The organism is Terrimonas pollutisoli, from assembly GCF_029360765.1.
Lineage (GTDB): Bacteria > Bacteroidota > Bacteroidia > Chitinophagales > Chitinophagaceae > Terrimonas_B > Terrimonas_B pollutisoli.
Genome location: NZ_JARKNA010000001.1, coordinates 378,607 through 405,402, shown reverse-complemented (window position 1 = coordinate 405,402; position 26,796 = coordinate 378,607). Strand labels below are relative to the sequence as shown.

Genomic DNA, 26,796 nt, shown 5'->3' with positions numbered 1-26,796 from the left:
AATGTAAAATAAGCAGTCCAATTATTTTGACGCAACGCCTACTCTGAATACCCGCAGTGAATCATTATTGACTGCTGCAAGAACTATTTTTTCTCCATTTGATAAGCGAATAAGTGACATGTCTTTTATATCACCGGTCAGCATAAATCCGCTTTGAACTGCAGGAACCGGTGTAAAAGATTTATTACTACTGCCACGGAGAAAACAACCATAGGACGCATCATATCTTCCTGTTATTACTTCTGCCTGGTATTCGTTACCTGCCAGTAGCAGGTCCTTAAATCCGTCGTTGTCCAGGTCATCACAGATGATTGCGTTTACCGGTGCAAACTGCGCCTCAACAGGCAATGGATGTTTGATGAATTTCCCATTGCCTGTATTTTCAAAATAACAGGTTCTTGTTTCGTTACACTGCAGTTGTAAAATATTTCCCCTGGCCTTTCCTTTGAAAATTTCATTAAATGTTGCATTGGAATAATCCTTGTACAACAAGAATTGTTTTTTGATAGCAGGTACCTGGTCCGAAAAACGGTTTCGACTGATAGCAGGAAACGAATGCTTTCTTCCATCCTCGCTTTTTATATAATAGAAAAAAACGGGGTCGATACTTCCGTTACCATCCAGGTCGGTAGCGTATAACTGCATAGGTTCTGCCTCATTGACTTTGTATTCACAATTCAAACCGAGGTTACCGGCAACCAGGTCAATATCTCCATCATTATCCATATCGTTTGCAACCAAGCTTCGCCACATACCATTTAGCTGGGTTAACCCGGTGGATGAGGTTGCTTCCATTAAATTGCCATGATTGTTCTTAAAAAATTGTATAGGCATCCATTCACCTGCAATGATGAGGTCGGTTTGTTTATCATTATCAAAATCTGTCCATACCGCCGACGTAACCATACCCACGTTTCGCAAAGCAGGACAAACTTTTGCGGTAACATCTTTAAAAACGCCGTTATTGTTTTGTAATAAAAAACTGCGTGGTGGCAGCGGATACTTCTTTGACACCCGCCCACCAATGAATAAATCATCATCACCATCCCCATCATAATCACCGGCGCTTACACATCCGGCAATTGTTTTTACCGAATGGGGAATCGCATTAGCCTGCAAACTGAAATTGGCTTTCCCGTCATTGATGTACAATCGAGGTTTATAATAGATTGAATTTTCATTGTACTGCATATCACCGCAGGTAACGAGCAGATCGGAATCGCCATCTTTATCAGCATCAAATAAAATACAATCCAGGTCTTCCTCAAACTTAATACTGTCTGTAAGATCTCTTGAGGTGAATACCTTTCCGGGATTCTGCGTGAACATTTTACCGGAAAAATTAAATCCACCGCCAATGAAAAAGTCAGCGGTCCCATCATTATTGATATCGCCGGAAGTAATAAAGGGCCCTAGCTGCGAATACCTTTGCGGCAACAACCGCTGAATGGTGTAGTCATTAAATGGATTATCCTGGTGCCTGTATGAAAGACCGGCCAATGAAGTAATATCCGAAAAAAGAAACGCCGGCTTCACTGTCTCAACTATTCGACCGGCAGCAGCATTATTCCATGAAAGAACCAATGTAGTATCGGCAACGATATTTTTTATTACTTGTCTTTTACTATCCGGCCAAACAATTTCCAACGAATCCGCATGATCACTTTTTCCCAATCCAAAGATCAGTTGCTGATCTACCGAAGAAAAATAACCCCGCACCGGGTTTTGTTCCTGCAGTTGAGCTTTACCATCATTATACACAAAAATTTTTGCACCGAGACCATGCCGGTTCAGGCTATCCCCTTTCAATTGAAGGCTTAAAAAATGAGTAGTGACCGGTTTATTTTTTTGATTGGTATTATTGATAAAAACAAATGCTTCTTTGTTGATGTTATTGACCAAGAGATCGGGATCGCCATCATTATCAAGGTCGGCATAGGCGGCTCCATTTGACATGGATGGCTCATTGATACCCCCGGCTTCCGAGTGATCGGCAAACGTTAAATCACGTTGGTTGAGGTATAAATAATTCGGAAGGTTAACATGATCCAACGAAGCCAGTTTTTGCCTGATCGCTTTTTCCTGTTCTTCCCTGCTGCGGCCACTATTGAAGATATTACTACTGAATTCCAGGAAATCGGCATCAATAAAATCTCTTCCGATTCCATTTGTTACATGAATATCCTTCCATCCATCATTATTAAAATCAGCTAACAACACACTCCAGCTCCAATCGGTTGCCTGTATGCCGCTCAACTGTCCTATCTCGCTGAAAAATGGCAGGCTGGTATCTCCCCGCTGCAGGCTGCCATTATTTAGTTGAAGCGTGTTGCGCATAAATTCCGGCTCATACCCCATGGCCCGTTCTGCCTCATACCTTTCATAATTCATGAAAGAGAAGGAAGTTTTTTTTCTTTCATTGTATTCAGGCAACATATCCAGTGTAAGGATATCCGGTAACTCATCATTGTTAATGTCTGCGGCATCTGTGCCCATACTGGAATAACTCTGGTGTTGAATCGATTTCGCGATACAATTAGTAAACGTACCGTTGCGGTTGTTCAGCCATAGTTCATCATTGGATACAAAATCATTGGCGACATAAATATCCGGCCATCCATCATTATTAAAATCACTTGCTACTACGCCCAGGCCATACCCGTCTTCCTTAATCCCGGCCTGCATAGAAACGTCGACAAAGACGGGATGCCCTGCCTGTACACTATCACCATCATTCCGATAGAGCTTATCATTGGCAGCGGACCTGCCACTTTTGTCACGGGGAAAAATGGTATTGGTATTTCTTGCACTTAATAAATAATTAGCTAGATACATATCAAGATCACCGTCCCTGTCATAATCAAAAAATACGGCCTGGGTTGAATAGCCCGTGTCAGCAAGTCCATATGCTTCCGCTTGTTCTTTGAAAGAAAGATCATGTTGGTTAATGAATAAAAGATTCTTTGCGGGGTGCAGCAGATCCTTTCCAAAAACGCATACATAGATGTCATCATACCCGTCATGATTGATATCAACAATACTGACACCCGTGCACCAGACATCAGTACCAATCCCCGCCTTTTCCGTTATATCATCGAATTGATTATCTCCTTTATTAATGTACAGGCGGCTACTTACCTGGTTACCGGTAAAAAAAATATCCTTTAACCCATCATTATTAAAATCACCAATCCCTACTCCTCCACCCATGTAACCAAACTCGTTGATAAAAGAATGTGAAGAATCGCTGTCATGAATATCGTTACTAAAAAAAATACCTGACTCTGCCGGACCGAGCTGCGTGAACAACCTGTTCTGTTGCTTATGAATACACGAGTTCAAAAAAAGGATGGCCGCAATAAAAAAATAAGAACGGCTATCGGTAAATCTTTTTTTCATACTGGTTGCAAGTTACTTCGGGAGAGAGATACAGTATCCCGACCAAAGGAATTTGGAATTTTATATTAAAAAATAGGGCCGTCAATAATGACAGCCCTATGATTACTGCTTAACGATGAGAAAAGAACTAAACTCTCAAACTATTCTAATAATCGCTATGGAAGAGCGATAACAATGATCTATTTTATCAATGGGTTCGTTGAAGTTTCACTCGAGGGAATCGGCAATAAATCAACCTGTCCTGGTACACGATCTGGAATAATAGAAGGAAAATATCCTTTTTTCCTCCAGCGAAGGATATCGATATTGCTAACCTGTTCTGCGCTCAATTCAACGGATCTTTCATGCATCACTGCCTTTAATGCATCGTTTTTTGATGTCAATGTAACCGCAGGCATGTTTACACCCGGCCGGCTACGAACTTCATTGATATAACTGGCAGCCTGCGCCGGTGTTCCAACTTCCGCTTCACATTCCGCCAGCATCAGTAATACATCAGCATAACGAATTAAACGATGATTAAGACCACCGGGATGAAAACCGGAATTAACCCAATCGTAAATACCATACTTGCGGAAAAATCTTTTCTTTGTGACGCCGTTCTTTGTGCTGGCGGCAACATTCATATCAGCAGCTGTCAATGTCTTTGGTTGGTCCACCGGTGATTGAGTCAATATTTGATCGCCTTCCTCAAAAATGGTAAATTTATACCTTGGGTCATTCGGCTCAAATTCATTCAGCAAGCGGTCGGAAGGAATTATATTTCCCCAGGTAATACCATACTCCTGGTTACGTACTGTACTTAACGGGCTTGTGGAACCTTCACCATTATACCCCCAGTTAAAATTGTTATCTCCTCTATCTACAAAGACAACTTCAAAAATAGACTCTGCATTAAATTCATGCCCTTTCGTAATTGAAACACCTTTATCATTTATGGCATCACCATCAAAATTCCATAAATAATTGACCAATGAATATTTGCCATACACTTCCAAAAGAGCAGCTTTTGCCGCAGCATAATCGCCTTTCTGCATTTGCACTCTTCCCAGTAAGGCATTAGCGGCGCCTTTTGTCGCCCTTCCATTGTCAGAAGCGGAATAAGTAGCCGGTAATTTTTGAGCAGCATCCGTCAAATCGGCGATGATAAATGCATAAATATCCGCAGCAGGCGACTTGCCCTGGAAGCCGGTAGTAGAAGTAATCGTCTCTGTATAAAGCGGAACATCACCCCACTGCGATACCAGTTCAAAATAGGCCCAGGCTCTCAAAAATTTAGCTTCACCAACCAGGCGATCTCTAAGCGCTGTATTATCTGTTATATCTGGTGCTTTCAAAAGCACTTGGTTCGCCCTGTTGATCATTTGGTAAGAACCCGTCCATACATTCGACATTACAGAATTAGATGGTGCCGGTGAAGCCTGCTTCAATAACTCCGCCCTTGGAGCTTCTAATTGCGCACCACCCGGTGAACATTCACCACTTCTCATGTCATGCGTAAAGAACCATTCCCTTCCAACCAACTCTGCTGAGCGCAAGGTGGAGTAAATTGCATTTACGCCATTCTGCAATTCCAAAGCAGTTTTAAAATAACTTTCGGTTGTCGGGTTGTTTTCATCGAGAACATCCAGTTTATCGGTACAGGCAGCTATTCCGGTGAATACCAGGAGAACAGCCAGACACCTTTTACTTATATTTTGTTTCATGTGTTAATTTTTATTGTTTTGGGCCACATGTAATTCACCATAAAAATTTTCATCGCGGTTGGTATAAATTGCTCCAAAATTTTTATGGTTCATTTCATACTATTTTATTTTATAAAAGTTGACTCAATGTTTGCTGTTAAAAACCTACCTGGATACCAAGCAGGTAAGCTTTTGGCTGGGGATAAACAGCAAAGTCAATTCCGTTGGTTAATGATTGGTTGGGCGTTCTGTTACCTACTTCGGGATCATATCCGCTGTAGTCTGTAAATGTCAGGATATTTTGAGCCGAAACATAAATACGGAAGTTCTTCACCGCTCCTTTGGTTAATGATTGCAAAGAGGTGGCCGAAACGTTATAACCCAGCATGATATTTTTCAAGCGCAGATAAGAACCATCTTCAAGGAAACGTGTCGAAGGCCGGGCATTTTGATTGGGATCAGAGGAAATAGCCCTGGGAATACTGGTATTGGTATTAGAAGGAGTCCATGCATTTAATACCTGTGTGCCTGCATTAAAGAAACGAACCATACCTTCCGTAATAACCCTTGTCGCGTTGAAGATTTTATTACCCTGAACGCCTTGTAAGAAAATAGACAGATCAAAATTCTTATAGTTACCTCCCAGTGTAAATGCATAGGTAGCCTTAGGAATGAAGCTTCCTAAAAACTGGCGATCTTTTATATCAATTACCCCATCTTTATTAGTATCCTGGAATTTAAGGTCACCAGGGGCTGTTCCCGCAGCTCCAGCAACTTGTGTGGCATGACTGCTAACTTCTGCAGCATTTTGAAAAATACCTTCTACCACCCAACCATAGAACGATTGAACAGGGTGACCGACGGCTGTATTGGTAATATTGTAAGATCCAAAATCCTGGTCCCCCCCTTTTTCAATATTCGGAACTCCCTCAGCCAATCTTGTTACTTCGTTGGTGATAAAACTAAGATTGGCACTGGCGTTCCATTTTAATTCGCCTTCCCTGTCATTGTATCCTAATTGCATTTCAAAGCCGTTGTTCTTCATGGAACCAACGTTTTGTGCTACTTCACTGGTGATATAACCAAAGGAAGGAGGAAGCGGGACGTTCAAAATTAAGTTATCAGTTTTCCTCTGGTAATATTCAGCGGACAAAGTGAATTTGTTTCGCAGAAATCCAAGGTCCAATCCAATATTTAATTGTTTTGTTTTTTCCCATTCCAGTTCCTTATTTCCTAAACGCTGAATAGAAGAAGCGGGGCCACTGGTAGCTGCACCATCAAAGGGATAATAAGCACTATTGGCATTTACAGTCACCAGCCAGGGTGTGTTGCCTAAAACCGTTCCATTAAGACCAGTAACGCCGTAGCCGGCCCTTAATTTTAACTCAGAAATCTTTTCCTGGCCCTTCATAAAATCTTCCTCATCAATTCTCCAACCAATAGAAGCTGACGGGAATGTTGCCCACTTCTTTCCTGGGGCCCAAACTGAAAGACCGTCACGACGAACAGCGACACTCGCCAGGTACTTTCCATTAAAATCATAATTCACACGACCCAGGTATGAGATCAATGTATTTTCACCGACCAGTGTTTGCACACCTACATTGGTGGCATTGTTTAATGTCCGAAGGTCGTTCGAAGCTTGTTTACCGTTTGCGTTTTCATTACGTGTTTGCTGGCTTTGTTGTTCATAAACGGCAATAGCATTGATGTGATGATTGCCAAAAGTTTTATCGAAGGAAAGTTGTTCAGTATATAATAGCACTGTAGAAACACCGCGGTTATTAGTAATAGTAGCCTGGGTTGAACTTGAACCGGCAACGGCTCCGTTGTCGTTGAAAATCGGTGAAAAGCGATAGTCTAAACCATTGGCATAGTCTATACCAAATGTTGATTTAAATCTTAGCCATTTGGTAAAATTGATCTCCAGGAAAGCTGTTCCTAAAATCTTTGCTGTTTTTCTGTTACCGGGATTTTTTAGCTCAGCGTCTTCAACAGGATTTGTAGGATCACCACCATCTAAAACAGGATGGGCACCTCTATACCCACCATTTGAGGTCGGGTCATACACCGGGATATGAGGAAACATCCTGATTACATTGACCAAATTCGTCCTGGAGCCTGTTTCGTTATTATCATAAGCCTGGTCGCCATAAGCCACATATAAATTCTCACCGAAAGTGAAGATTTTACTAATGACATGATCTGAATTCAGACGGAAATTATAACGGCGATAACCAACACTTGGAGCAATACCTTCCTGGTCCATAAAACCGGCAGAAGCATAAAAACGGGATATATCATTTCCCCCGCTTAAGCCTACATTATGCTGGGTCATGTTTCCTTTTCTGAAATAAGCATCCTGCCAGTCGGTATTGGTTTGTCCGTAGGTTTGTGTAGCCCCGGTATGAGTAGGCTGATCCACCATTGGTGCAGTTAATCTTTCTACCTGGCTACCCCTGTATGCAAGCGCATATTTTTTGAACCCTTCGGTATCCAACAAATCAAGCCTTTCTGTAACTTCCTGTGTGCCGACATAAGAATCAAGACTCACCCGTATTTTGCTGTCTCTTCTGCCCTTCTTAGTGGTGATCATGATCACACCATTGGTAGCTCTTGAACCATAGATAGCAGCAGCAGAGGCGTCTTTCAATACATCGACAGACTCGATATCTCTAGTATCAATAGTTGACAGGTTGCCTGTTGGAAACCCATCAACAACATATAACGGATCGGAAGCAAAGCTGATCGAACTGATACCCCTGATCCGTACAATGGGCTCTGCCCCGGGGCTTCCATTATTAGTAACCGTCAACCCGGCAACACGACCTTGTAATGCCTGGGAAACGCTCAGCACCGGCAGCTCGTTCAGCGTTTTACTGTTCACACTGGAAACAGCCCCGGTGACTGAAGCTCTTCTTTGTGTACCATAACCTACTACGACCACCTCATCCATTGCCCTGTTATTGGATTGAAGAGTTACCTGTACCGAGGTTTTCCCTTCAATACTCACTTCCCTGGTTGTCATACTAACAAATGAAAACACCAGGATTTTGGCATTATCGTCCACATCAAGCGAGAAGAAACCTTTGGCATCGGTAATAGTAGCAGTGGTCGAACCTTTTACCTGCACAGATACATCGGCCAATGGCTCTCCGGCATCGTTGGTTACTGTACCGGTGATAGTGCGTAGTATGGGGGCTTCAGGCTCATCTAATACCTCATCGCTTTTTTCTGAAATAATAAAAATGCCGGATTCTTCAACAAACCGATATTTAAGTTTTGTTGCCGACATTATTTCATTCATCACCCGGGATACTGGTGTCGCTCTTACATTGACAGTAAAGATCCGGCCTTCCGGAATAATATCGTTGCAAAAAGTAAATCGGTACTTTGTTTCTTTTTCGATCTCCTTAAAGACCTTCGTAAGCTTTACCCCTGTAAGCGAAAGATTGACCTTCACATCCTGGGAGTACCCGCCTGCATTGACCGACATTGCACAGACAAATAGCAGAATAGAAGTTAGTTTCATGATTTTAAGCAGCTTCGTTAGTGATAGGTTTGTAAAACTCCACCTACAAGCATGATTTTTTTTCATACCTTTATTTTGGTTTTTTTTAAAAAATAGAAACTACTTTTTTTAGAAAAAGTGTTTCAAAATTTTACTACAGGGGGAATGTTGCCGCATTCTTCCCTGTATTTTTATTTAGACAAGTTTATTTTCAAAGGCTCTCCTTCTTCTATTGTATAATTAAATCTCCTGGATTCTTTTAAAAAGTCAAGTACTGTATTGATATCCTCTTTTTCAAAAACTCCGGTAAACCGGTAATTGCGAATCGCATCATCATTGAATTCAATTTCTACGCCGTACCACCTTTCCAGTAATGCGGCTATATCGCCAAACAACTCATCCTCAAACACCAGTTTGTTGTCTTTCCAGGCCACCTCTTTTATATTACCGTAATCCGTGACCTGTAGTTTTTTCACCAGGCTGTCTGTTACATTTAAATTATCCCCGCTCTTTACTACAGCCGAACCAGCATCACCGAAGGGGTGTTCCCACTTTATTTTCTGATTAGGACGAAGCAGCATGGTAAGGTTATTATTTTCTTTAAGTGTCACTTCCACCAGCCCCCTTATTAATGAAGTTTCAGTGATCCTTTCATCCAGGTAAGCCTTTACATTGAAAGCGGTGCCCAGGGCTTTCACATCCATGGCCGGGGTATGAACAATAAAGGGAAGTTTTTCATTATGCTTTACATCAAAAAACGCCTCCCCTTCCAAATAAACATCACGGGTGGAAACGCCAAAACTTTCATTGATCTCTATTTTACTTCCGGCATTTAATGTAACATCGGAACCATCGGGCAATTGAATATTCTTTCTTTCACCGTATGCCGCCAGGAATGTTTTGCTGTTTTTGCTCCTGCCATTGTTATAGTAATTAATGGTAAGAAAGAGGCCTATAAACAATACGGCGGCGGCCGAAAGTTTAAGCAACAATGAAAAATTGTGACCGGATTTTTTCCTTTCAAATCCCTCCATCTGAACAACGGGTGCAGGCTCCGTTAAATCCAGTAAGTCTAACCTGCTTTTTAAGCGGACTGCCTGTTCTTCCATGTCTGCTTCTCCCAACGCATTGAATAGTTGAATAAACTTTTCATTGGCATATTCCACCAACAACCGGCGCTCAGGGTTTTCCCTGATATAATTTTCCCAAAATGTCACGTCCTCCGGTGAAGACCTCCTGCAATAATTAATAAAAGACTCATCTGCCAATAAATCCGCAACATCCATTTTATCAGACTTCATAATGTGTTTTAAATAACCATTTTTAAAACAGAGTGTCCTGCGGGCAATTTTTACCCGTTAATTGAAAAAAGAATGTCTTTTTTCTAAAAATTGCAGAATCAGTGCTGAAAAGGCTGAGCCGTAACAGGAGATTAGTGATAACTTTCAATGATGCAGGAAGAAGCCATAGCTGAAACCAATAACATTAGTGCGGCGCCATGAGCTTGTTGGTTGGTCGCCATATCCAATTTTAGTTTCTTTAATGCTTCATGGATTTTATTATAGACCGTGCGATGGGATAAACCTGTTTTTTGCACAATTTCCTCGTAGGTGAGTCCTTCATAAAACTTGAGAACAATGAGCTCCCGCTGCCGGTTAGGGAGATCATTAATATGATGCATCAATAGTTTAAACAGATGATGTTGCTCGTCCTTCCTTATCAGGTTTTCTTCGGGGTTAGGCTGTGGATCTTCGGAATAATGATTCCAAACCACCTGTAAACTGCCTGTCTTTTCGGATTTTTTCCAATCGCCGGTAAGCTTTCTTAAAAAGGAAATAATGATATAGGTTTTAACATTTTTTGCTTCGTCTATAGTACTCCTTTTCTCCCACAGGTATAAAAACACTTGCTGAATGGTGTCCTTCACCAATTGGGCATCTTTTATCTCCTTTAGCCCAATAAATAAAAGACTATGGTAATACTTTTTGTATAAGGCCAAAAACATTTCCTTATCGCCTTGTTTCAGCCCTTTCCACAAAGTTTCGTCGTTGTTCATCATAAGCAATCGCAAACCAATATTAACAAAATATCCGGTAACAACTTAAAATTAAAAATATAGCCGGCATGTTGGGGATTGGCAGTTGTTTGCTAAAACGATATAAAGCGATTAAACAGTTATTGCCAAAATAATCAACCCTGCTTTGGATGCTACCTTATCACCTAGGATATGCCCGGATACTAATAAACATGCCTATTAAAGACTCTGAGACCAATGTTATCGCTGCACGATGCGATTTGTATGTCGTTGTTATTCTACAAACAGATTGTTAATGCACTTACGAAAGATCTATACAAGAGTCTATTTTTTTCGGCTGCCGGCTGTCTTTACTTTGACAGTAAATCAACAGCTCATGAAAAACAAAAAAAGAGTGATTGAAGTGATCACTGAATTTCCCGTGATCCTCTACACACTGAAGACCCACCGGCAGAAGGAACTTGCCGATTACATCCTGGATGCCTCTAATTATGGTCAGCCCACCAACCTGCTGACTGTTGCCAACCCGGATAGTTTGTTGCTGAACCTTAAGCTCCCTTTTACAGCCGCCATTGAATTAGTAAATTCTGCCATGGAGCAGAGTGACCGCCTGAAAGTAGGTATGATCACCCGTGAGCCCAGCACTTTTTATGCACGACTCTGCGCCAGTTTTGCCGAGGAATATTTGGTTCATCCTTTAGTAGATATGAAACAAATGCCGGATGCGATTGCCTTCAGGCAGTTGAACTGATTACAGAACTCTATGCACTCAAAAGCAATCCGCTTACTTTATTCCTGTATTCGTTCTATCTAACGCCCGGCTTAATTGTGTATTTAAAATTCCCTGCGCCTTTTCGTGCAAGCCGTAGTTATAGTTACCACTTTCAACAATGATGTTTACGTCTGTTACCTTTTCTTTTTTTAAAAGCGCAATATCATCCGGATGAAGCTTAAAATGAAGAATTGATTCCAGGACAGTTGGCGCTTCCAAAAAATTAGTCATCGTCCCGCTGACGATCTGTAGTGTTATTCTTTTTCCACCGGTTGTTTTTAAAATGGCTTTGCTTTCGTCATCTGCGGTCACTAATTTTTCCCTGCTCATGGTAATACCAAAGGAAACGATAATGCCAGGCTTACCTGTAGAAACAGCAGAGCGCAATTGCGTTGTCACCTTGCTGCCGATGGTTTGGCTGGAAAAAAGTGTTTGCAGCCCGGTGGTCCAGATAGTGTCGTTCAAACGTTGATTGCCGGCCCGCCTTTGGTCTACCTGCGAAAACAACATCACGGGCAACAGGAGAAAGAACAGATTGAAATATTTTAGAACTATGTTCACGCAATTGAATTGTGCACATTTCTACGTGCCAATCCAGTGCCAAAAATTTCATGCTATTTTCAAAGCCGGGAAATAGGGTGAGCACCAGGGCTTTAGGTCGTTGTATTCTTGTCAACCAACCGGAAATTATCAACCGACTTTCCATTCAGTTGCTTTTGCCATCGCTCCAATAAAGGTTGTTCCAATTTAAATTCACGATATTCGTCAGGGCTCATAATAGGTACTCCTTTTACAATAGGATATACACGTTTACATTCATCACAGATCAGCAGTCCTTCGATTATATTTTCATTGATATCCTTTGCAATGGCTGTTAACGCCAATTCAGACTTATCAAAAGGACAACAAAGTTTTTTTATCGTTTCAATTCTCATGATTTATTTTTTAGTTTTTCGCGATATTCTTTTATTGACTCATCCGGCTTGTTTGTATTCATTATGCCGGAGACTACAGCGATACCTGTATAACCCAGTCCATCCAATTCATGCATATTTCCGGGACGTATACCTCCCGTCAAAAAAACAGGTAAGGAGGAAATTTTTTTTGCCTCGCGGATCGTGTCGAAATGCACCAGCTCGCAACTGTTGCTGGTGCTGGAAGGAAACATTGAACAGAAAGAAAGATAATCCAACTGTTGTTCATTTGCCCAATGCACCACTGATAATTCATTGTTGCAGGTAACTCCGCTTATAAATGGTCTTTTTATAACTTCTTTTATCAACTGGTAATTTCCGGGGACTTTGTCAAAATGGACGCCATCCAACGGTATATTTTCTAGCAATTGCCACCTGTTATTAATGATTACAGGAATATCTCTTGCATGACACAGTTCACAGATCCTTTGCAGCAGCTTATATATGTTTTGCCCAGGTAAAAAATTATCCCAGACCTGCAGCGCCACTATTTCTTCCTGCGCACATCGTTCTATTCTATCCAGCAGCACAGCTTCCGCCATGGAAGGATCAACCACCACATAAATGCCGGGCTTTATATTTCTTTTAAATGTTGTTATCATTTCCATCCTGAATTAAATGCAGTAAAGAAAGCTGCCCAATAAGGATCTTCTTCAAAATAAACTACATCGCTGGTTGTTCCGTTTTCAATCAATTTGATGCCCTTGTTTTTTTCTACCAATTCTCCCACTTCCACACAAGCAATATTTTCCCTGGCCAGGCGATTGATAACAGCAGTAGCTGTTCCTTTTTTACAGGTAATAATCATGGAACCGGCACCAATACAATGCCGCGGATCCAACGAAAATAATTCGCAAATTTCCTGTTGCAGGTGACCGACAGGTAATCTTTCATTATAAACGATCGCACCACTATCCGAAGCCTTGGTCAATTCGTATATCGCACCCATTACACCACCTTCCGTTACATCGTGCATAGCAGTTATATCATCATGTTCCCTGTTTTTTCCGGCAGCCGCTAATGCATCTTCCAGGGAAGATGTATCATAAAAGCTATCGCAGGCTTTTTGAAAAAGTTCCGTTCCCAATTTGTTGCGGACGGTTTCGGGGAAGCTCATCGCAAGAATAGCCGCCGAAGAGATCGCACATGCCTTTGTCACCAAAATAGAATCTCCCGGGTTGGCATATTTGGATACAAGCATTTTATTTTTAGGTGCAACAGTAAAAAACGTACCGCCTCCGGCGATGGTAGAATTTTGTCCTTCAATAAAACCCGTATGCCCGCCTGTTACAGCTACTCCTATTTTAGAACAAAATTGATGGATATAATCCCAGTAAATTTTAAAATCACTTTTTGAAAAACCAGCAGGGAGATTCAATACAAACTGTCCATACATAGGTGCATACCCTGTTGTTGCCATGTCATTGGCCATCAGTTGCACGGATAACCAGGCAGATTCTTGCAGGCCCAAGGTTGGAATAAGAGATAAAGGGTCACTGGTTAACGCCATTGCTATTTCACCCGGCAGATCAATGAGCGCAACGTCTACGCCAAATTGTGGCCCAGCAATGACTTCAGCACGATGTCGTCCACATTTGTTGCTGATAAAGTGCTCAAACAAATGCTGATCTATTTTCCCAAGCTTTTCATTTATATCATTCATGCCACATCATTTAGTTGTATGTATAAGCCGAAAAAATCTCCCAGCGGCAAGCTCCATTGCTGTGCAGGAAACCATTTGGGAAGACCCGTGCACGTCCATTCAATGGAATAGTCTCGTCCTTCAAGTGCCTGGTGGATGATCTTTGTAAGCTGTGCAGGTGTGTAAAAAGTGGCGGTGATATAAAAAGGATTTTTACCGAACAATTGTTGCACCCTTCTTCTTACCACTTTGGTGGAGTTTCGGTTCATCATTCCCATCGCTATACCATATCTGGCAACCCGTGCGGCTTCCCTGATCACCTGTACAGGATCTTTGTAATATTCAAAAGTGGTAATGAATGCCAGGGCGTCAAACACATGGTCTTTGAATGGCATATAGTGTGAGTCAGCCATTACCAGGTCGCCTTCAAAAAGTTCGATGGCCTGTGATAACATGAGTGGAGAAATATCACCACCGGTCGCTTCAATGCCTATCTCTTTCCACCAACGGGTAAAGCGGGTAGTACCGCATCCAAACTCAAGCAGCGTTTTTACCCGTCTATCTTTTGAAACAAGCTGCTCCATTATTTTCTTTTGCCAGATCTCGGCCCGTTTGTAACGGCCTTCATACCATTGCTCGTAGGTGTCAGTATGTTCACGATTAAAAAACCACTCCGGCCTGTTTTGCCAGTTTTGCTGGCTGCGGGGAATCAATTCAGCGTTTGCTTTTTGTATTTCCATTTCATGTTGTTGTTTAAAACAAAAACTCCATTCGATTGGATAACCAAAGAATGGAGCATAAAATGAAAATATTTTCAGTTTGCATCCCTACGTTGGCATTATCCAAATCAGGTTCCGGGTATAATCTCAGCCTGGCTTCCACCAGGCACCCCGTGCTTTTGTATTTGCAAATATATTTAAATCGCTTTCACAAGAAAATTTTAAAAACCGATGATCATCGTTCTTCAAATTCTATCATTACTCAATAATGATTAAACTGATTTTATTTTAAAGATTGACAAATGAACAATCTTCATTTTTTTCATGCATTTTTACTTCGCTAGTTTAATTGCCGTGTTTAACCGATCCGCCACATTATCCCAATTGATGATTTGCAACATCGTATCCACAAAATCTGTTCGTTTGTTTTTGTATTTAAGATAATAAGCATGCTCCCAAACATCTACCACCAGCAAAGGGATGACACCCCATTGTGTAAGCCTTTCATGATTTTCACATTGCAGTACGGTAAGTTTATCCGAATAAGGCTGGTAGCCTAAAATACCCCAGCCATTGCCATCAATATCTTTGGATGTTTTTGCTAAATACATTTTCAATTTATCGTAATTGCCAAAATCTTTTTCAATCCGCTTTAGCAATTCGCCGCCAGGGTCCGTTTTCTTATTTGTTAAGTTCGTCCAGAAGATGGTATGCAGCACATGCGAGGAAAAATGATAAGACAATTTCCTTGTCCAGTAATCAACCGTCTCCAGGTTATTTTCATCCATTGCTTTGCGGATTTTTTGCAGATCAACATTTGCCGCTTTTACGGCCCCGCCATGATGAAAAGTATGATGCAGGTAAACGGTTTCTTCATCCATGTGGGGTTCGAGAAAATTTTTGTTATAAGGCAGCGGCAGATGCTGAAAATTTCCGTTTGCATCGGTCAGTTTATCCAGGCCATTTTCTTCATAATGCTGCGCCAATACAGAATTAGTGGGTAAAATGCTTGTAGCGGCTAAAACACCTGAAGCTGAAATAAATTGCTTTCTATTCATATCATTTGTTTAAAAAGGATACCCAATGCTGCACCAACCAGTATAATATAAGGCTCCCGGATTTTGGTGATGTAAATTAAAACAAAAATGGTGGCAGCCGCTATTAAAGCCGTGGGGATATCGACAATAGTTCTGGTAGCCATTACCACTACTGCGCCAGCCAATGCGCCAATTACCGTTGCCGTAATTCCATCCACAAAGGCTTTAATACTTTTGTTGCCGGCTATCTTTTTAAAATAAGGGGCAGGCAAAATCGTAAACAGGTAGCAGGGAAGAAATGTTGCCAATGCTGCCACACAGGCGCCTGGAAAGCCAGCAATCAAATAACCAATAAAGCCAACGGTGATAACCACAGGGCCCGGAGTGATCATCGCTACTGCCACAGCATCCAGGAACTGTTGCTCTGTGAGCCAGTGATTTTCTGCTACTACCCCGCTATGAAGAAATGGAACGATGGCCAAACCACTTCCAAAAACAAAAGCTCCTGCCTTTGTAAAAAAGAGGGCTATCTTACCAAGCACACCCATTTCATAATCCCAAAATCCAATTTGCAAGAGAGCAATTGAATTGGCCGCTTTATTTGTCAACCATTTTGGCGGCGCCTTAATAAACATATATAATAAACCTGTGCCTACGAATAACAGGATCTCTTCTCTTTCTATTGCAATGGTTATAGCTGCCGATACTATAAAAAAGAGCCATAACAAATAGTTCTCTTTTAAAGATTGCAGGGTAAATCTTCCCAATGATTTTGTCGTGAGCTTATAGCAACTCATGAAAATGATACCGATTACGGCTGCACCCACTCCATAAAAAACTGCCTGCATCCAGGGCAGCCCGCCATACAATTTATAAGCAATGCCCAACAACACAACCATCAGAAATGAAGGCAATACAAATGCAAGCCCCGCCAATGTTGCTCCGACAACGCGGTAATGAACAAAGCCGAGATAAATTGCTAATTGTGCTGCCAGTGGTCCCGGTGCTAATTGGGCCAGGGCCAACCCCTGTTTATACTCTTCTTCGGAAATCCAGTTGCGATCTTCAACCAAATCGCGGTGCATATAGCCTACCAGGGCCACCGGTCCTCCAAAACCTGTTGTACCGAGTTTCAGAAAATAGACTATCAAATCTTTCAGCGAATAATTGGGTGTACCGGTGTTCATACTTTTAAATCAGGGTTCCAGCTATGACGTTCATCAGAAACATATTTTGCCCAACTGTACAGGGCGTCATACATTTTCATTCCGATTCGTAACATTTCGTGATCATCAGGTATGTTATAAGAGAGGCCTGCTGAAATGGCCCATAATCCTGCAGCTTGCGGCGCCAGATCAAAACGATCGGTATCCGCTCCACGCACAATAATGGCCAGTTGCAATAAAGCCGGATCGGCCAGGTGATGCTTTTTAACAATAAAGTCAAAAGTGCAGAACTCTCCGTCGTGTGAATATTCCACGTTTGGAATGTCATAGGGTATTGCATCCAGTTCTTTTGACCTTGCCAGCACTTCGTTTACCGGCACATAGACAAATTCAGCGTCCTTATCTACAAAATTTTTAATGAGCCAGGGGCAGGCAATCCTGTCTATTTTAGGTTTGGCTCTTGTTATCCATTTCATGTTAGCCAGTTTAGAAAGCAAATATGCTTTGGAATTAAGACCTGGAAATAGAATGCATTTAACCTTTTGTACGTGATTGATCTTTTGCTAAATCTTTTTTATAGGCTGAGGGACTTTTCTCAAAATGCTGTTTGAAAATTCTTGTAAAATGACTTTGGTCGGAGAAGCCCGTGAGGTAGGCAATTTCGGTCAAAGAATAGCCCGTTGTCTTCATTAACTCAACGGCTTTTTCAATACGCAACTTTCTTATGTATTCACCAAACGAAAGATTGTTGAAATACCGGGAAAATTCCCGGGATAGATAGGAAGGATGAATATCCAGGCTTTTTGAAATGTCAGTTAAAGTTAAATTAGTATCCACCTGGTCCTGTATTATTTGTTTCAGCTCTTTTACCCAATCAGGTGTTTTTCTTTGCGCAGCTTTTTGTTTGATGAATTTATTGAAGACCTCAATGAACAAATGGTCAACAGGGTTCTGTGTATGCTTTTCTTTTTGCAGATGGCTGGCCCAACTGTACAAGGCATCATAAATCATCATTCCCTTTTCAAGTAATTCGTAATCGTCTTTGATGTTGTAAGCCAAACCCGCAGAGATGGCCCACAGGCCGGAAGCCTGGCTGGCGATATCGTGCCTGTCAGTGTCTGCACCTCTTACAATCACTGCTAAAGTATGTAAGGCCGCATCTGTGAGTTGATGTTTTTCAAGAATATAATCAAATGTACATTTGTCAGCATGATGCGAGTACTCTACGCCGGGAATGTCAAAAGCTATTGCTGACAATGCATGGGCCCTTTCTGCTACCTTATCTGCCGGCACATAGATGAATTCAGCTTCTTTATCAACAAAGTTTCGGATCAGCCAGGGACAAGCTATCCTGTCGACCTTTGGTCGCTCTCTCGTAATCCATTTCATAATAGCCGATTAAGCTTTGAAATTACAACAGACCGGAGACATAGAATCGAACACTTTTAGTACGCAGAACTGGTATACACATCCCGGTAGGCTAAGCCTGATCGATCGTCCACTAAAAAAGGCTCATTGGGTACACGTTAAAAGAGATAACTTCAAAATGTAATCCTTTTTAAAATGTATGACAATCCATACAGCCATTTTATTTTAAAGATTACCCACACCAGGAATGCCAGGGCAAGTAACCAGGCCAGGATGACCAGCAGCATGGATAGTATTTTATCATCCTGCTTTTTCATTAATCCTCCACTCTTTTTAGCCTGAGGGTCGTAACCGGTGAGACGATGAGCGGAAATTTTTCCACCACAACATTGCCTGGATCCAGGCCGAAGCCCCGCTCTTCGGAAAGACTTATCTCCTTCAGATAAAAATGAAGCTTCATCATTACCCTTTCCCAAAACGGCAATTCATTATCCTGGCTCAGGTATTTTTCGAGCACGACGAACTGGAAATCGCCGATTACATTCATTTTCTCCAATGACTCATAGCGGCTGGCGACATTGACCTCCTTATTCATGACAAGGTCCTCTACGACCTTTCGAAACATAAGATTGATGCGCGGCTGTACCCGAAAGCCCAGTCTGAATTCCACCCGGATGATATCATTGGGAATGATGTGCGTCACCGCATATTCGGACGTATAAGGATCATCCAGCGTATCCACATGCACGAACCAATAGATATCGGCTCTTTTGGGCTTCTTGTTCAAAATGGAATAAATAATCTTATGCTCGATCTCCTTCGGGTTGTCGGCACTGGTGAGATAAACCAGGTGCGTAGCGTATTTAGGCACAGATTTATCATTGCTCAATTCCTGCATTTTAGGAATATAATGTTCGAGCCGCACAAACTCTACGTAGCGATTCTTGATTTTCCTCGCCTTGAACCAATTATACATCACCAGGAACAAAAGACCGCCTACCAGTAATGTTACATAGCCGCCGTGCGGAAACTTGTCCATATTGGCGTAGAGAAAACTAAATTCAATCACGAAATACACGCCGAGATACAGGTAAATCAATACTGGCCGGGTGCGACGTATCACTAAATAATTGGCAAAGAGTACGGAAGTAGCGATCATGGTGACGGTAATGGCCAAACCATAAGCCGCTTCCATGTTAGAAGCTTTTTTGAAATACAACACGATGCCTACGCAACCGGCAAATAGCAAAAAGTTTACGGCGGGAATAAAGAGCTGCCCCCTGGCTTCGGTGGGGTAATTAATTTTCAGCTTTGGCCAAAGGTTGAGCCGCATGGCTTCGCTGACAAGCGTAAAGGAACCTGAGATGAGGGCCTGGCTGGCGATGATGGTTGCAGCAGTGGCGATGGCGATTCCAAAAAATAAAAACCATTGCGGCATTATTCCATAAAACGGATTGAAGCCAGCTTCGATTATATCCGCACTAACCAGTTTTCCTTTTTGATTTATCAGCAGCCAGGCACCCTGCCCAAGGTAATTGAGGATGAGGCAGGATTTTACAAATATCCAGGAGTAACGAATGTTCCACTTACCGCAATGCCCCAGATCTGAATATAAAGCTTCAGCACCCGTGGTACAAAGAAATACACCACCCAAAATATAAAAGCCCTGCGGATAAGTAATCAGCAGCTTTATACCATAATAAGGATTAAAAGCTTTGACGATGCCGGGGTATTCAAAAAAATGTATGATGCCAAGCACGGCCAGCATCGTAAACCAAATAGTCATTACGGGTCCAAAAAACCTGCCAATGAAAGCTGTTCCAAACTGCTGCAGAAAAAATAAAGCGGCAATGATGGCAATCACTATATACACTACCGTCCATTGGCTGATATCATGAAAGGCAGGCACCTGTTTCAATCCTTCAATAGCCGAGGTAACCGAGATGGGTGGGGTGATCATTCCGTCTGCCAGCAGCGCAGCACCGCCCAGCATCGCCGGGATGACGAGCCATTTTTTCCTTCGTCTCACCAATGCGTACAATGAGAAAATACCACCTTCTCCCTTGTTATCTGCTTGCAGCGTAAGAATGACATATTTTACCGTTGTCTGCAATGTCAGTGTCCAGATAATAAGGGAGAGTGATCCAATTATCAGCTCGTCGGTGATAGTTTTGCCGTTTATGATGGCATTCAGCACATAAAGCGGCGATGTGCCTATATCGCCATAAATAATTCCCAACGCAATCAAAATACCAGCCAGCGTAACACGATTGTGCGAAGACATCTTTTTTAAAATTTGGGGGCAAATGTAGAACCGGTTGTGCTGACTGATTGCGGTGAGCTATAAACCTTTATAAAATCTTTATACCGGTAAAAAAGTAAACCTGAATCAGTAAGCAGGGATGACTTTACTTTTGTACTTTGATTTCCATGAACAGATTTTTATTTCCAACGCTTAGCAAGAAGCAACAGTATTTTTATAGCCTTGCTTTTATCATTTTGGTTTCTGTCGTATGTTTTGGATTATCGGAATGGGTGGGCTATAGAGTGGTAGCATTTATCTTGTTGCTTTCGGTTTCATTGCTGGCCATCATTTTTGATATCTTACCCGTTTTGGTTTCAGCAGCGCTGAGTGCCTTTATCTGGAATTTCTTTTTTATACCGCCCCGCTTTACCATTCATGTGCATGCGACCGAAGATGGCATCCTGCTGATCATGTATTTTGTGATTGCTATCATCAATGGCGTACTAACGTATAAGATCAGGCAAATTGAAAAGATGGCACGGTTAAAAGAAGAGAAGGCCAACAGTGTCAAACTATATAATACCATTCTGAATTCTCTCTCACATGAGCTTCGGACGCCGATTGCTGCCATCATCGGGGCAACGGATAATTTGCAATCGAATCCTTACCTCACCAACGATAATAAGGATGAATTGATCGGGGAGATTTCAAAAGCCGCATTACGATTAAACGCTCAGGTTGAAAACCTGCTCAATATCTCACGGCTTGAATCGGGTCATATACAACCAAAGTATGATTGGTGTGATGTAGTGGAACTGGTTTTTGATGTTGTAAAAAGAGTGGAAGAAAATAACCCGAAAAGAAAGATAGCCATCCATATCAATCCCAACCTACCGTTGTGTCAAACAGATAAGGGCATACTGGAACAAGTCATCTACAACCTGCTCAATAATGCAGCCATCCATACAGCGGCTCATTGCCAGATCAGCATTGCGGCCAGCTGCCATGCCGACCTTTTGCAGCTAATCGTTGAAGACAATGGCGAAGGATTTACTGCAATTGCGATGAAAGATGCTTTCGATAAATTATCCCGTTATAAAAACCCTAAGACATCCGGTTCCGGTCTTGGGCTTTCTATTGTAAAAGGATTTACCGAGGCATTAGAGGGAACAGTTGACCTGGAAAAACCCGCGGGCGGTGGTGCTCGATTTATCCTTTGCTTTCCTGTAAAAACAAACTATTTTAACGTACCCGCAAATGAATAAAGCTGAGATATTAATCATTGACGATGAACCACAGATCAGGAAGCTGCTGGAAATTACTTTGCAGAGCAATGGTTATACCTGCAGGCCTTCAAGCACTGCCAAAGAAGGACAAATACTTGCAGCCAATCATCCGCCAGCCCTGATATTGCTGGATCTCGGGTTGCCTGATGAAAACGGCCATATTGTTTTGCAAAAATTGCGGATGTGGTACACCAATCCGATTATTATACTTTCTGTTCAAAAGAATGAACAGGACATTATCAAAGCACTGGATAATGGAGCCAATGATTACTTATCGAAACCTTTCCGCACCGGAGAACTGTTGGCCCGGATACGTTCGGCTCTGAGAAACGCAGCAACAGAGGATGGCGACACGGTGCTGAATTACCAGGGACTGGAAATAGACCTCAACGCCAGGACGGTTAAAAAAAATAAGCAATTGGTTAAGCTTACCTCCACCGAATATAGCCTGCTTGCTTTGCTCGTTAGGAATGAAGGAAAAGTATTGACACATCAATACCTCCTGAGAGCTATCTGGGGGCCGGGTTTTATTAACCAATCACAATATTTAAGAGTGTTTATCGCACAGTTGAGAAAAAAAATTGAAGATGATCCCAACCGTCCCGATTTTATATTAACAGAGTCCGGGGTGGGTTATCGATTTTTTGTGAATGCAATGATGTAATTCCTGACTCTACGTCAACTTTCATTACGAAAAAAGAGCCAGCTTGTGCTGACCCAATACGAAATAAGTGACTGTGAATTTTGTTACTGACACCCGGCAATGCGGATTATCCCTCAATAATCCAACCGGTCTTAAACTATTGGCGATCCGATCGCTTATTCTAAGACAGTTGAACTCCTGTCCTCCCATCTTTACGACCCTGCCTTATCGCTTGCTGTTGTTTCAATCGATGATAAAAGGGTTGCAATCTCAAGTTCCAATTCCTGCAGCCGGGTGGCTTTTACAATAAAATCAGTACCGCCGTTCTGCTTACATCGCTGTTTGATGCCTTCATCATTGGTCGTAGTCCAGATGTAAATGGGGACAGATTTCAACCGTTCTATCATTCGCAGATTTTTTAAACATTCAATGCCATTCATTAATGGCATATTATAGTCAATAAAGATCATGGATGGAGAATAGTCCGCATTTTCCTGTATGTAGTTCAATGCATCCACGCCATTAGAAGTGCAGGTAAATTTTGCCAAAGGAGTTACCGCCTGTAATGCCATTTGAAAAATCTCCTGGTCGTCTACATCATCTTCTATTAACAAGCATCTGACCTCTTGCTTCATAATTAATCAATATTACACGTTGCTTGAAAAGAACCATTGAATAATCTCATTCGTAGTTTTTTGGAAGCCGTTGAAACAGACTTTCAGAGGAAGCTCAAAATGTTGGGAGGTTGTTGTGGCTATTCAAAATTACCATTATTGTTGACACCGGCAACGCAATTTTGTGCCGGGAAAATAATTTATCAATTTCTTATCTACAAGTTGACCTCATTACGCTGCAGCTAACCGAAACCAACAAAAAAATTCAATTTCTCCTGCTCTGATAAGCAGGAAGAATGTTTACTATCGGTTATATTCGATAAGGAAGGTTAGGAAAACCGAAAGTAATGGTAGTAGCATTTTTTCGCTGACTTGTAATTGCAATAGATCCTTTTAATTTTTCGGCCAGCGGCTGCAACACCTGTAGTTGTGCTTCTACGAGACTTGAATTCAGGCTACCTCCATCCCGTGCCTGTAATAAGATTACATTACCATATTTTTTTGCCGATAGGCGTATACAGGTATCCATGGCGTGGGAGACAAGAGAAGCCAGGAGTCCGCTTACAATAGAGGCGGTCATTTGTATATCCGCTTTTAATTGTAAATGAGGGGGAATTTCATTTACCAGGCAAATATTACGTTGATTCGCTTTTACAACAAAAGTCTGAACCAATTGATCTGCCAGGTCATTTAGGGCAGCATTGCCGGATTCGAAATCATCCGTACGGTATGAGACATACTTTTCCATAAAACGTTTTCAGAAGTGAAGAAAAAAAAATTTGAGATGGATCATCACTAAGTTGATGTTTTCACAGAGTACGGATATCAAAATCACCAACACAAAGAAACCAGTATTAAAGGCCTTAAAAAATAGAGGTCTTTATCTCATTCCTGTAATGATTTTGAGGTCTGCCGTGTAGAATATTGTTGACGGGAATTCACTTCACAGCTGCACGGATCATTGCCCCCTTCGCAATGGGTCGCAGGATACCCAATGTGACATCACTTTCTGTTGTTCCGGAATTTTGCCAGGACTGCTAAAAACGCAGTTTTTCTTTATAAGCGTAACACGTTCGGAAAAGTTACACTCAACTCTATTTATTGCTTCTTCAAAAAAAGTAACCGCCCCGGGACAATGAGGCGGTTATGTTACAATAAAACAGAAACCATCACTTCACAATAATCGCCGACCTAAATTATTCCACAACAATACTACCCTTCATCACCGGATGTATAGAGCAGTAATAATTTACACTTTCTATTACTTCCAATATCCATGTCTGATCCGTTGCGAGCGGAGAGGAGCTCCAGGCTTTTTTTGATTCCTCTGTTACATCATGTGTTACCAGGTCGTGGTTAACGAACACAACTTTATCGCCTTTTTTTACTTTCAATTCAGCCGGATAAAATTTCATCTGGATGATTTCCACTGCATGCATGGTTGGCTTGGTTTCTTCAACAGTTTTGACAGGCTCGGCTTTTATTTTTTCAGCAGGGGATGAACAAGCTTCCAAAAGAAATAGTAACATCGCCAAACAAACAGTTTCCTTCAGCATCATTAATTGGTTTTTCATTACATCGTTTTTTGAATCATCTCGGCGTGTCCCAAATGCGCTTTTAAAGCAGGGAGCACATTTTGTAACAAAGTCTTTAATTCGGCATTATCAGTTTCCGGTATTAAGAGATTTTCTACCGCATTGATAACGGCTTTGTGATAGGCCACTTCGTTATCGATGTATGCCTTATTAAATGCCTTGCCTGATTTGGCACGTAATGATTTCTTCGTTTTTTCGGCATCAGCCAGCAGTTTTTGACTTACTGCATTATCTTTTGGCGTCACGCCTAACTTCTTGACCAATGCAGCGGCCTGTTCTATCACAGCCTTATGATCCCTGGCCATCGTCTCTGCAAATTTCAGGACTTCAGCATCTTTCGATTTTTTCTTCGCAATCTCTGCATAACTGATATCAATCTGGTTGGCGGTTACAGCTACCGATGCCACTTCCGGATCTGAGAGTTTTGGATTTTGTTGAGCAATTACGGGTGTTATTGACAAAAAAGTCATACAAAGCATACACACACCCACTGCCCCGGCAGTTTTAATAATTTTCATTTGCGTTAAATTTTAAAATGTGACGAACTGAATATTTGAGTGTTGCGCTAAAAAAAGGTTACAATATTTTCCGGAATAAAATGATTCGTTGAAAAAAAGTTCACCAGTATACATTCCGCTTCATGTCCGACATTTAAGCTACTTTCTACTATCAGTGCGTTATCGCCCCACTCAGGTTGGATAAGACCTGTGATATAATATCAGCCAGGGGCGCCGGGCCCGCATACAGCCGGAAATGCTTAAAAAGCTTTCAAAAAATATTCGGGTAACTTTGTAACCTTATCATTTCCCGTTACTCTAATTACAGATTGATCAACATTACGGACATGCGGGACGCTATTGCAACGGATACTATCTCTGACAAAGAGATTATCGGCAGGATATTAAGCGGTGAAAAAAACCTTTATGCGATCATTATTCGCCGGTACAACCAACGTCTTTACCGGGTGGGGATGTCAATCATCAATGATGACGCGGAAGTGGAAGATATCATGCAGGTAGCCTATATCAATGCCTGGGAGAACCTGGACAAATTTGCTTTTAAAGCAAGTTTCTCTACCTGGCTGACAAGAATACTGATCAATGAAAGCTTGTTACGATTAAAAAAAAGAGGCCGATCCATTAATATGAATGACGATACTATGGATAAAGAAATTTATCAGCAACAGACAGCCACCGTGAGAACGCCTGTTGGGCAAATGTTGAATACTGAATTAAAAGTCATTCTGGAGGAAGCCATTCGTAATCTTCCTGATAAATACAGAATTGTTTTCATCATGCGGGAGATTGAGGGCCTGAACGTTGCAGAGACGCAGGAGTGCCTGGATCTGAGCGAAGCCAACGTGAAAGTGCGGCTCAACCGGGCCAAAGCCCTATTGAAAGAGTCGTTAAACGGCTATTATAAAAAAGAAGACATTCTTCATTTTCATCTTTCCCGTTGTGACCGGATGATTGAAAGAGTGATGAATCAAATCGCCGTTTCCTGACTATCATTTATTTCTTACCGGGCCGGAAAACTTTTTTTATGTAATCCAACAAGACCAGTGCATGATTATGTTCCTGGTCACTGGCAGCATACAGGAGAGTAATTTTCTTGTTTACCCTGATATACTCCCCCAGCTCCCCGATAACTTTTGAATGTTCTAACTCTTCCTTATATGCTTTTTTAAAATCCTCCCATTTTGCAGGCTCATGATTGAACCATTTGCGTAAACCCGGTGAAGGAGCAATTTCTTTCATCCAAATATCCACCTTTGCATTCTCCTTTTTTACACCTCTCGGCCACAGCCGGTCAACCAGGATTCGAATGCCGTCCTTTGGATCGGGAGGATCATAAATACGTTTTATTTTTATCAAATCACCGGCCTTGTTGTTCATTTGAACAAAATTAGGTTTAACTATTTTATATAGCTGTATCGGTTTATAGATGTGGACCGGCTTCCGTCACTAAGAAAAATTTTCAACACGTCCGTATTCCGCATACTTTACAAAAGCATTCATATGATAAGTTTCATCAACCCGGTGCTATTTGATCGACAAGCCTAAGCTACGGTACAGTCTTTGCGGGCGAGTGACAGAGTCTTCGCT

General features: G+C 41.7%; 25 protein-coding genes and 1 riboswitch. Of the genes, 4 read left to right on the top strand and 21 right to left on the bottom strand.

Annotated elements, in window-relative coordinates; translation table 11 throughout:
* Positions 1–21: 21 nt before the first annotated feature.
* From P2W73_RS01615 to P2W73_RS01595, 5 genes are all read right to left on the bottom strand, one after another.
* On the bottom strand, positions 22–3,399 hold the full coding sequence (locus tag P2W73_RS01615; RefSeq protein WP_276500227.1) for a VCBS repeat-containing protein: 3,378 nt from the start codon (positions 3,397–3,399) through the stop codon (positions 22–24).
* A 179-nt stretch (positions 3,400–3,578) separates the two neighbouring features.
* On the bottom strand, positions 3,579–5,105 hold the full coding sequence (locus P2W73_RS01610) for a RagB/SusD family nutrient uptake outer membrane protein (RefSeq protein WP_276500226.1): 1,527 nt from the start codon (positions 5,103–5,105) through the stop codon (positions 3,579–3,581).
* Between the two features lie 136 nt (positions 5,106–5,241).
* Entirely contained in the window at positions 5,242–8,616 is a 3,375-nt protein-coding gene (locus tag P2W73_RS01605) for a SusC/RagA family TonB-linked outer membrane protein (protein WP_276500225.1), read from the bottom strand.
* A 170-nt stretch (positions 8,617–8,786) separates the two neighbouring features.
* Positions 8,787–9,896 (bottom strand): FecR family protein, encoded by a 1,110-nt coding sequence (locus tag P2W73_RS01600; protein WP_276500224.1) that lies wholly within the window; start codon positions 9,894–9,896, stop codon positions 8,787–8,789.
* A gap of 131 nt (positions 9,897–10,027) precedes the next feature.
* The gene (locus P2W73_RS01595) at positions 10,028–10,651 is read right to left on the bottom strand and encodes an RNA polymerase sigma factor (protein ID WP_276500223.1); all 624 of its coding nucleotides are present in this window, start codon (positions 10,649–10,651) and stop codon (positions 10,028–10,030) included.
* Positions 10,652–11,006: 355 nt separating this feature from the next.
* Between P2W73_RS01595 and P2W73_RS01590 the strand changes: the two genes are divergently transcribed.
* The gene (locus P2W73_RS01590) at positions 11,007–11,381 is read left to right on the top strand and encodes a hypothetical protein (protein WP_276500222.1); all 375 of its coding nucleotides are present in this window, start codon (positions 11,007–11,009) and stop codon (positions 11,379–11,381) included.
* Positions 11,382–11,414: 33 nt separating this feature from the next.
* Here P2W73_RS01590 and P2W73_RS01585 read toward each other — a convergent pair whose 3' ends face one another.
* From P2W73_RS01585 to P2W73_RS01535, 11 genes are all read right to left on the bottom strand, one after another.
* Positions 11,415–11,963 (bottom strand): hypothetical protein, encoded by a 549-nt coding sequence (locus P2W73_RS01585; RefSeq protein WP_276500221.1) that lies wholly within the window; start codon positions 11,961–11,963, stop codon positions 11,415–11,417.
* A 92-nt stretch (positions 11,964–12,055) separates the two neighbouring features.
* Positions 12,056–12,337 carry a Trm112 family protein gene (locus P2W73_RS01580; RefSeq protein ID WP_276500220.1) on the bottom strand — a complete coding sequence of 94 codons (282 nt, stop codon included), beginning with the start codon at positions 12,335–12,337 and terminating at the stop codon, positions 12,056–12,058.
* Positions 12,334–12,978 carry a thiamine phosphate synthase gene (locus tag P2W73_RS01575; protein ID WP_276500219.1) on the bottom strand — a complete coding sequence of 215 codons (645 nt, stop codon included), beginning with the start codon at positions 12,976–12,978 and terminating at the stop codon, positions 12,334–12,336. The genes P2W73_RS01580 and P2W73_RS01575 overlap by 4 nt, the downstream gene beginning before the upstream one ends.
* A complete protein-coding gene (locus tag P2W73_RS01570; protein WP_276500218.1) occupies positions 12,975–14,039 on the bottom strand; it encodes an AIR synthase family protein in 1,065 nt (354 codons plus the stop codon). Before P2W73_RS01570 ends, P2W73_RS01575 begins: the two co-directional genes overlap by 4 nt.
* On the bottom strand, positions 14,036–14,758 hold the full coding sequence (locus tag P2W73_RS01565; RefSeq protein WP_276500217.1) for a class I SAM-dependent methyltransferase: 723 nt from the start codon (positions 14,756–14,758) through the stop codon (positions 14,036–14,038). Before P2W73_RS01565 ends, P2W73_RS01570 begins: the two co-directional genes overlap by 4 nt.
* A 67-nt stretch (positions 14,759–14,825) precedes the next feature.
* A riboswitch (TPP riboswitch) is annotated at positions 14,826–14,921 on the bottom strand.
* Between the two features lie 148 nt (positions 14,922–15,069).
* A complete protein-coding gene (locus P2W73_RS01560) occupies positions 15,070–15,795 on the bottom strand; it encodes a superoxide dismutase (RefSeq protein ID WP_276500216.1) in 726 nt (241 codons plus the stop codon).
* Positions 15,792–16,961 carry a chromate transporter gene (locus P2W73_RS01555; RefSeq protein WP_276500215.1) on the bottom strand — a complete coding sequence of 390 codons (1,170 nt, stop codon included), beginning with the start codon at positions 16,959–16,961 and terminating at the stop codon, positions 15,792–15,794. Before P2W73_RS01555 ends, P2W73_RS01560 begins: the two co-directional genes overlap by 4 nt.
* Complete coding sequence (locus P2W73_RS01550; RefSeq protein ID WP_276500214.1) at positions 16,958–17,416, bottom strand: chromate resistance protein ChrB domain-containing protein; 459 nt, start codon at positions 17,414–17,416, stop codon at positions 16,958–16,960. Before P2W73_RS01550 ends, P2W73_RS01555 begins: the two co-directional genes overlap by 4 nt.
* A 58-nt stretch (positions 17,417–17,474) precedes the next feature.
* Positions 17,475–18,329 (bottom strand): chromate resistance protein ChrB domain-containing protein, encoded by an 855-nt coding sequence (locus P2W73_RS01545; protein ID WP_276500213.1) that lies wholly within the window; start codon positions 18,327–18,329, stop codon positions 17,475–17,477.
* 152 nt (positions 18,330–18,481) lie between these two features.
* Positions 18,482–18,625 carry a hypothetical protein gene (locus tag P2W73_RS01540; RefSeq protein ID WP_276500212.1) on the bottom strand — a complete coding sequence of 48 codons (144 nt, stop codon included), beginning with the start codon at positions 18,623–18,625 and terminating at the stop codon, positions 18,482–18,484.
* Positions 18,625–20,592 carry a KUP/HAK/KT family potassium transporter gene (locus tag P2W73_RS01535; RefSeq protein ID WP_276500211.1) on the bottom strand — a complete coding sequence of 656 codons (1,968 nt, stop codon included), beginning with the start codon at positions 20,590–20,592 and terminating at the stop codon, positions 18,625–18,627. Before P2W73_RS01535 ends, P2W73_RS01540 begins: the two co-directional genes overlap by 1 nt.
* Positions 20,593–20,738: 146 nt before the next feature.
* On the opposite strand from P2W73_RS01535, the gene P2W73_RS01530 reads away from it, so the two are divergent.
* Both P2W73_RS01530 and P2W73_RS01525 read left to right on the top strand, forming a co-directional pair.
* On the top strand, positions 20,739–21,818 hold the full coding sequence (locus P2W73_RS01530; protein WP_276500210.1) for a sensor histidine kinase: 1,080 nt from the start codon (positions 20,739–20,741) through the stop codon (positions 21,816–21,818).
* Positions 21,811–22,503, top strand: coding sequence for a response regulator (locus P2W73_RS01525; RefSeq protein ID WP_276500209.1), 693 nt, complete (start codon positions 21,811–21,813; stop codon positions 22,501–22,503). The genes P2W73_RS01530 and P2W73_RS01525 overlap by 8 nt, the downstream gene beginning before the upstream one ends.
* Positions 22,504–22,694: 191 nt before the next feature.
* Here the strand turns inward: P2W73_RS01525 and P2W73_RS01520 are convergent, their stop codons facing one another.
* From P2W73_RS01520 to P2W73_RS01505, 4 genes are all read right to left on the bottom strand, one after another.
* Entirely contained in the window at positions 22,695–23,117 is a 423-nt protein-coding gene (locus tag P2W73_RS01520; RefSeq protein ID WP_276500208.1) for a response regulator, read from the bottom strand.
* A 289-nt stretch (positions 23,118–23,406) separates the two neighbouring features.
* On the bottom strand, positions 23,407–23,844 hold the full coding sequence (locus P2W73_RS01515) for a hypothetical protein (RefSeq protein ID WP_276500207.1): 438 nt from the start codon (positions 23,842–23,844) through the stop codon (positions 23,407–23,409).
* Between the two features lie 448 nt (positions 23,845–24,292).
* Positions 24,293–24,670 (bottom strand): plastocyanin/azurin family copper-binding protein, encoded by a 378-nt coding sequence (locus P2W73_RS01510; RefSeq protein ID WP_276500206.1) that lies wholly within the window; start codon positions 24,668–24,670, stop codon positions 24,293–24,295.
* Positions 24,670–25,209: a DUF4142 domain-containing protein gene (locus P2W73_RS01505; RefSeq protein ID WP_276500205.1), complete on the bottom strand. Its 540-nt coding sequence runs from the start codon at positions 25,207–25,209 to the stop codon at positions 24,670–24,672. The genes P2W73_RS01510 and P2W73_RS01505 overlap by 1 nt, the downstream gene beginning before the upstream one ends.
* Positions 25,210–25,535: 326 nt before the next feature.
* On the opposite strand from P2W73_RS01505, the gene P2W73_RS01500 reads away from it, so the two are divergent.
* Complete coding sequence (locus P2W73_RS01500) at positions 25,536–26,195, top strand: RNA polymerase sigma factor (RefSeq protein WP_276500204.1); 660 nt, start codon at positions 25,536–25,538, stop codon at positions 26,193–26,195.
* 7 nt (positions 26,196–26,202) lie between these two features.
* Here P2W73_RS01500 and P2W73_RS01495 read toward each other — a convergent pair whose 3' ends face one another.
* Positions 26,203–26,586 carry a DUF488 domain-containing protein gene (locus tag P2W73_RS01495; RefSeq protein WP_276500203.1) on the bottom strand — a complete coding sequence of 128 codons (384 nt, stop codon included), beginning with the start codon at positions 26,584–26,586 and terminating at the stop codon, positions 26,203–26,205.
* Positions 26,587–26,796 lie beyond the last annotated feature (210 nt).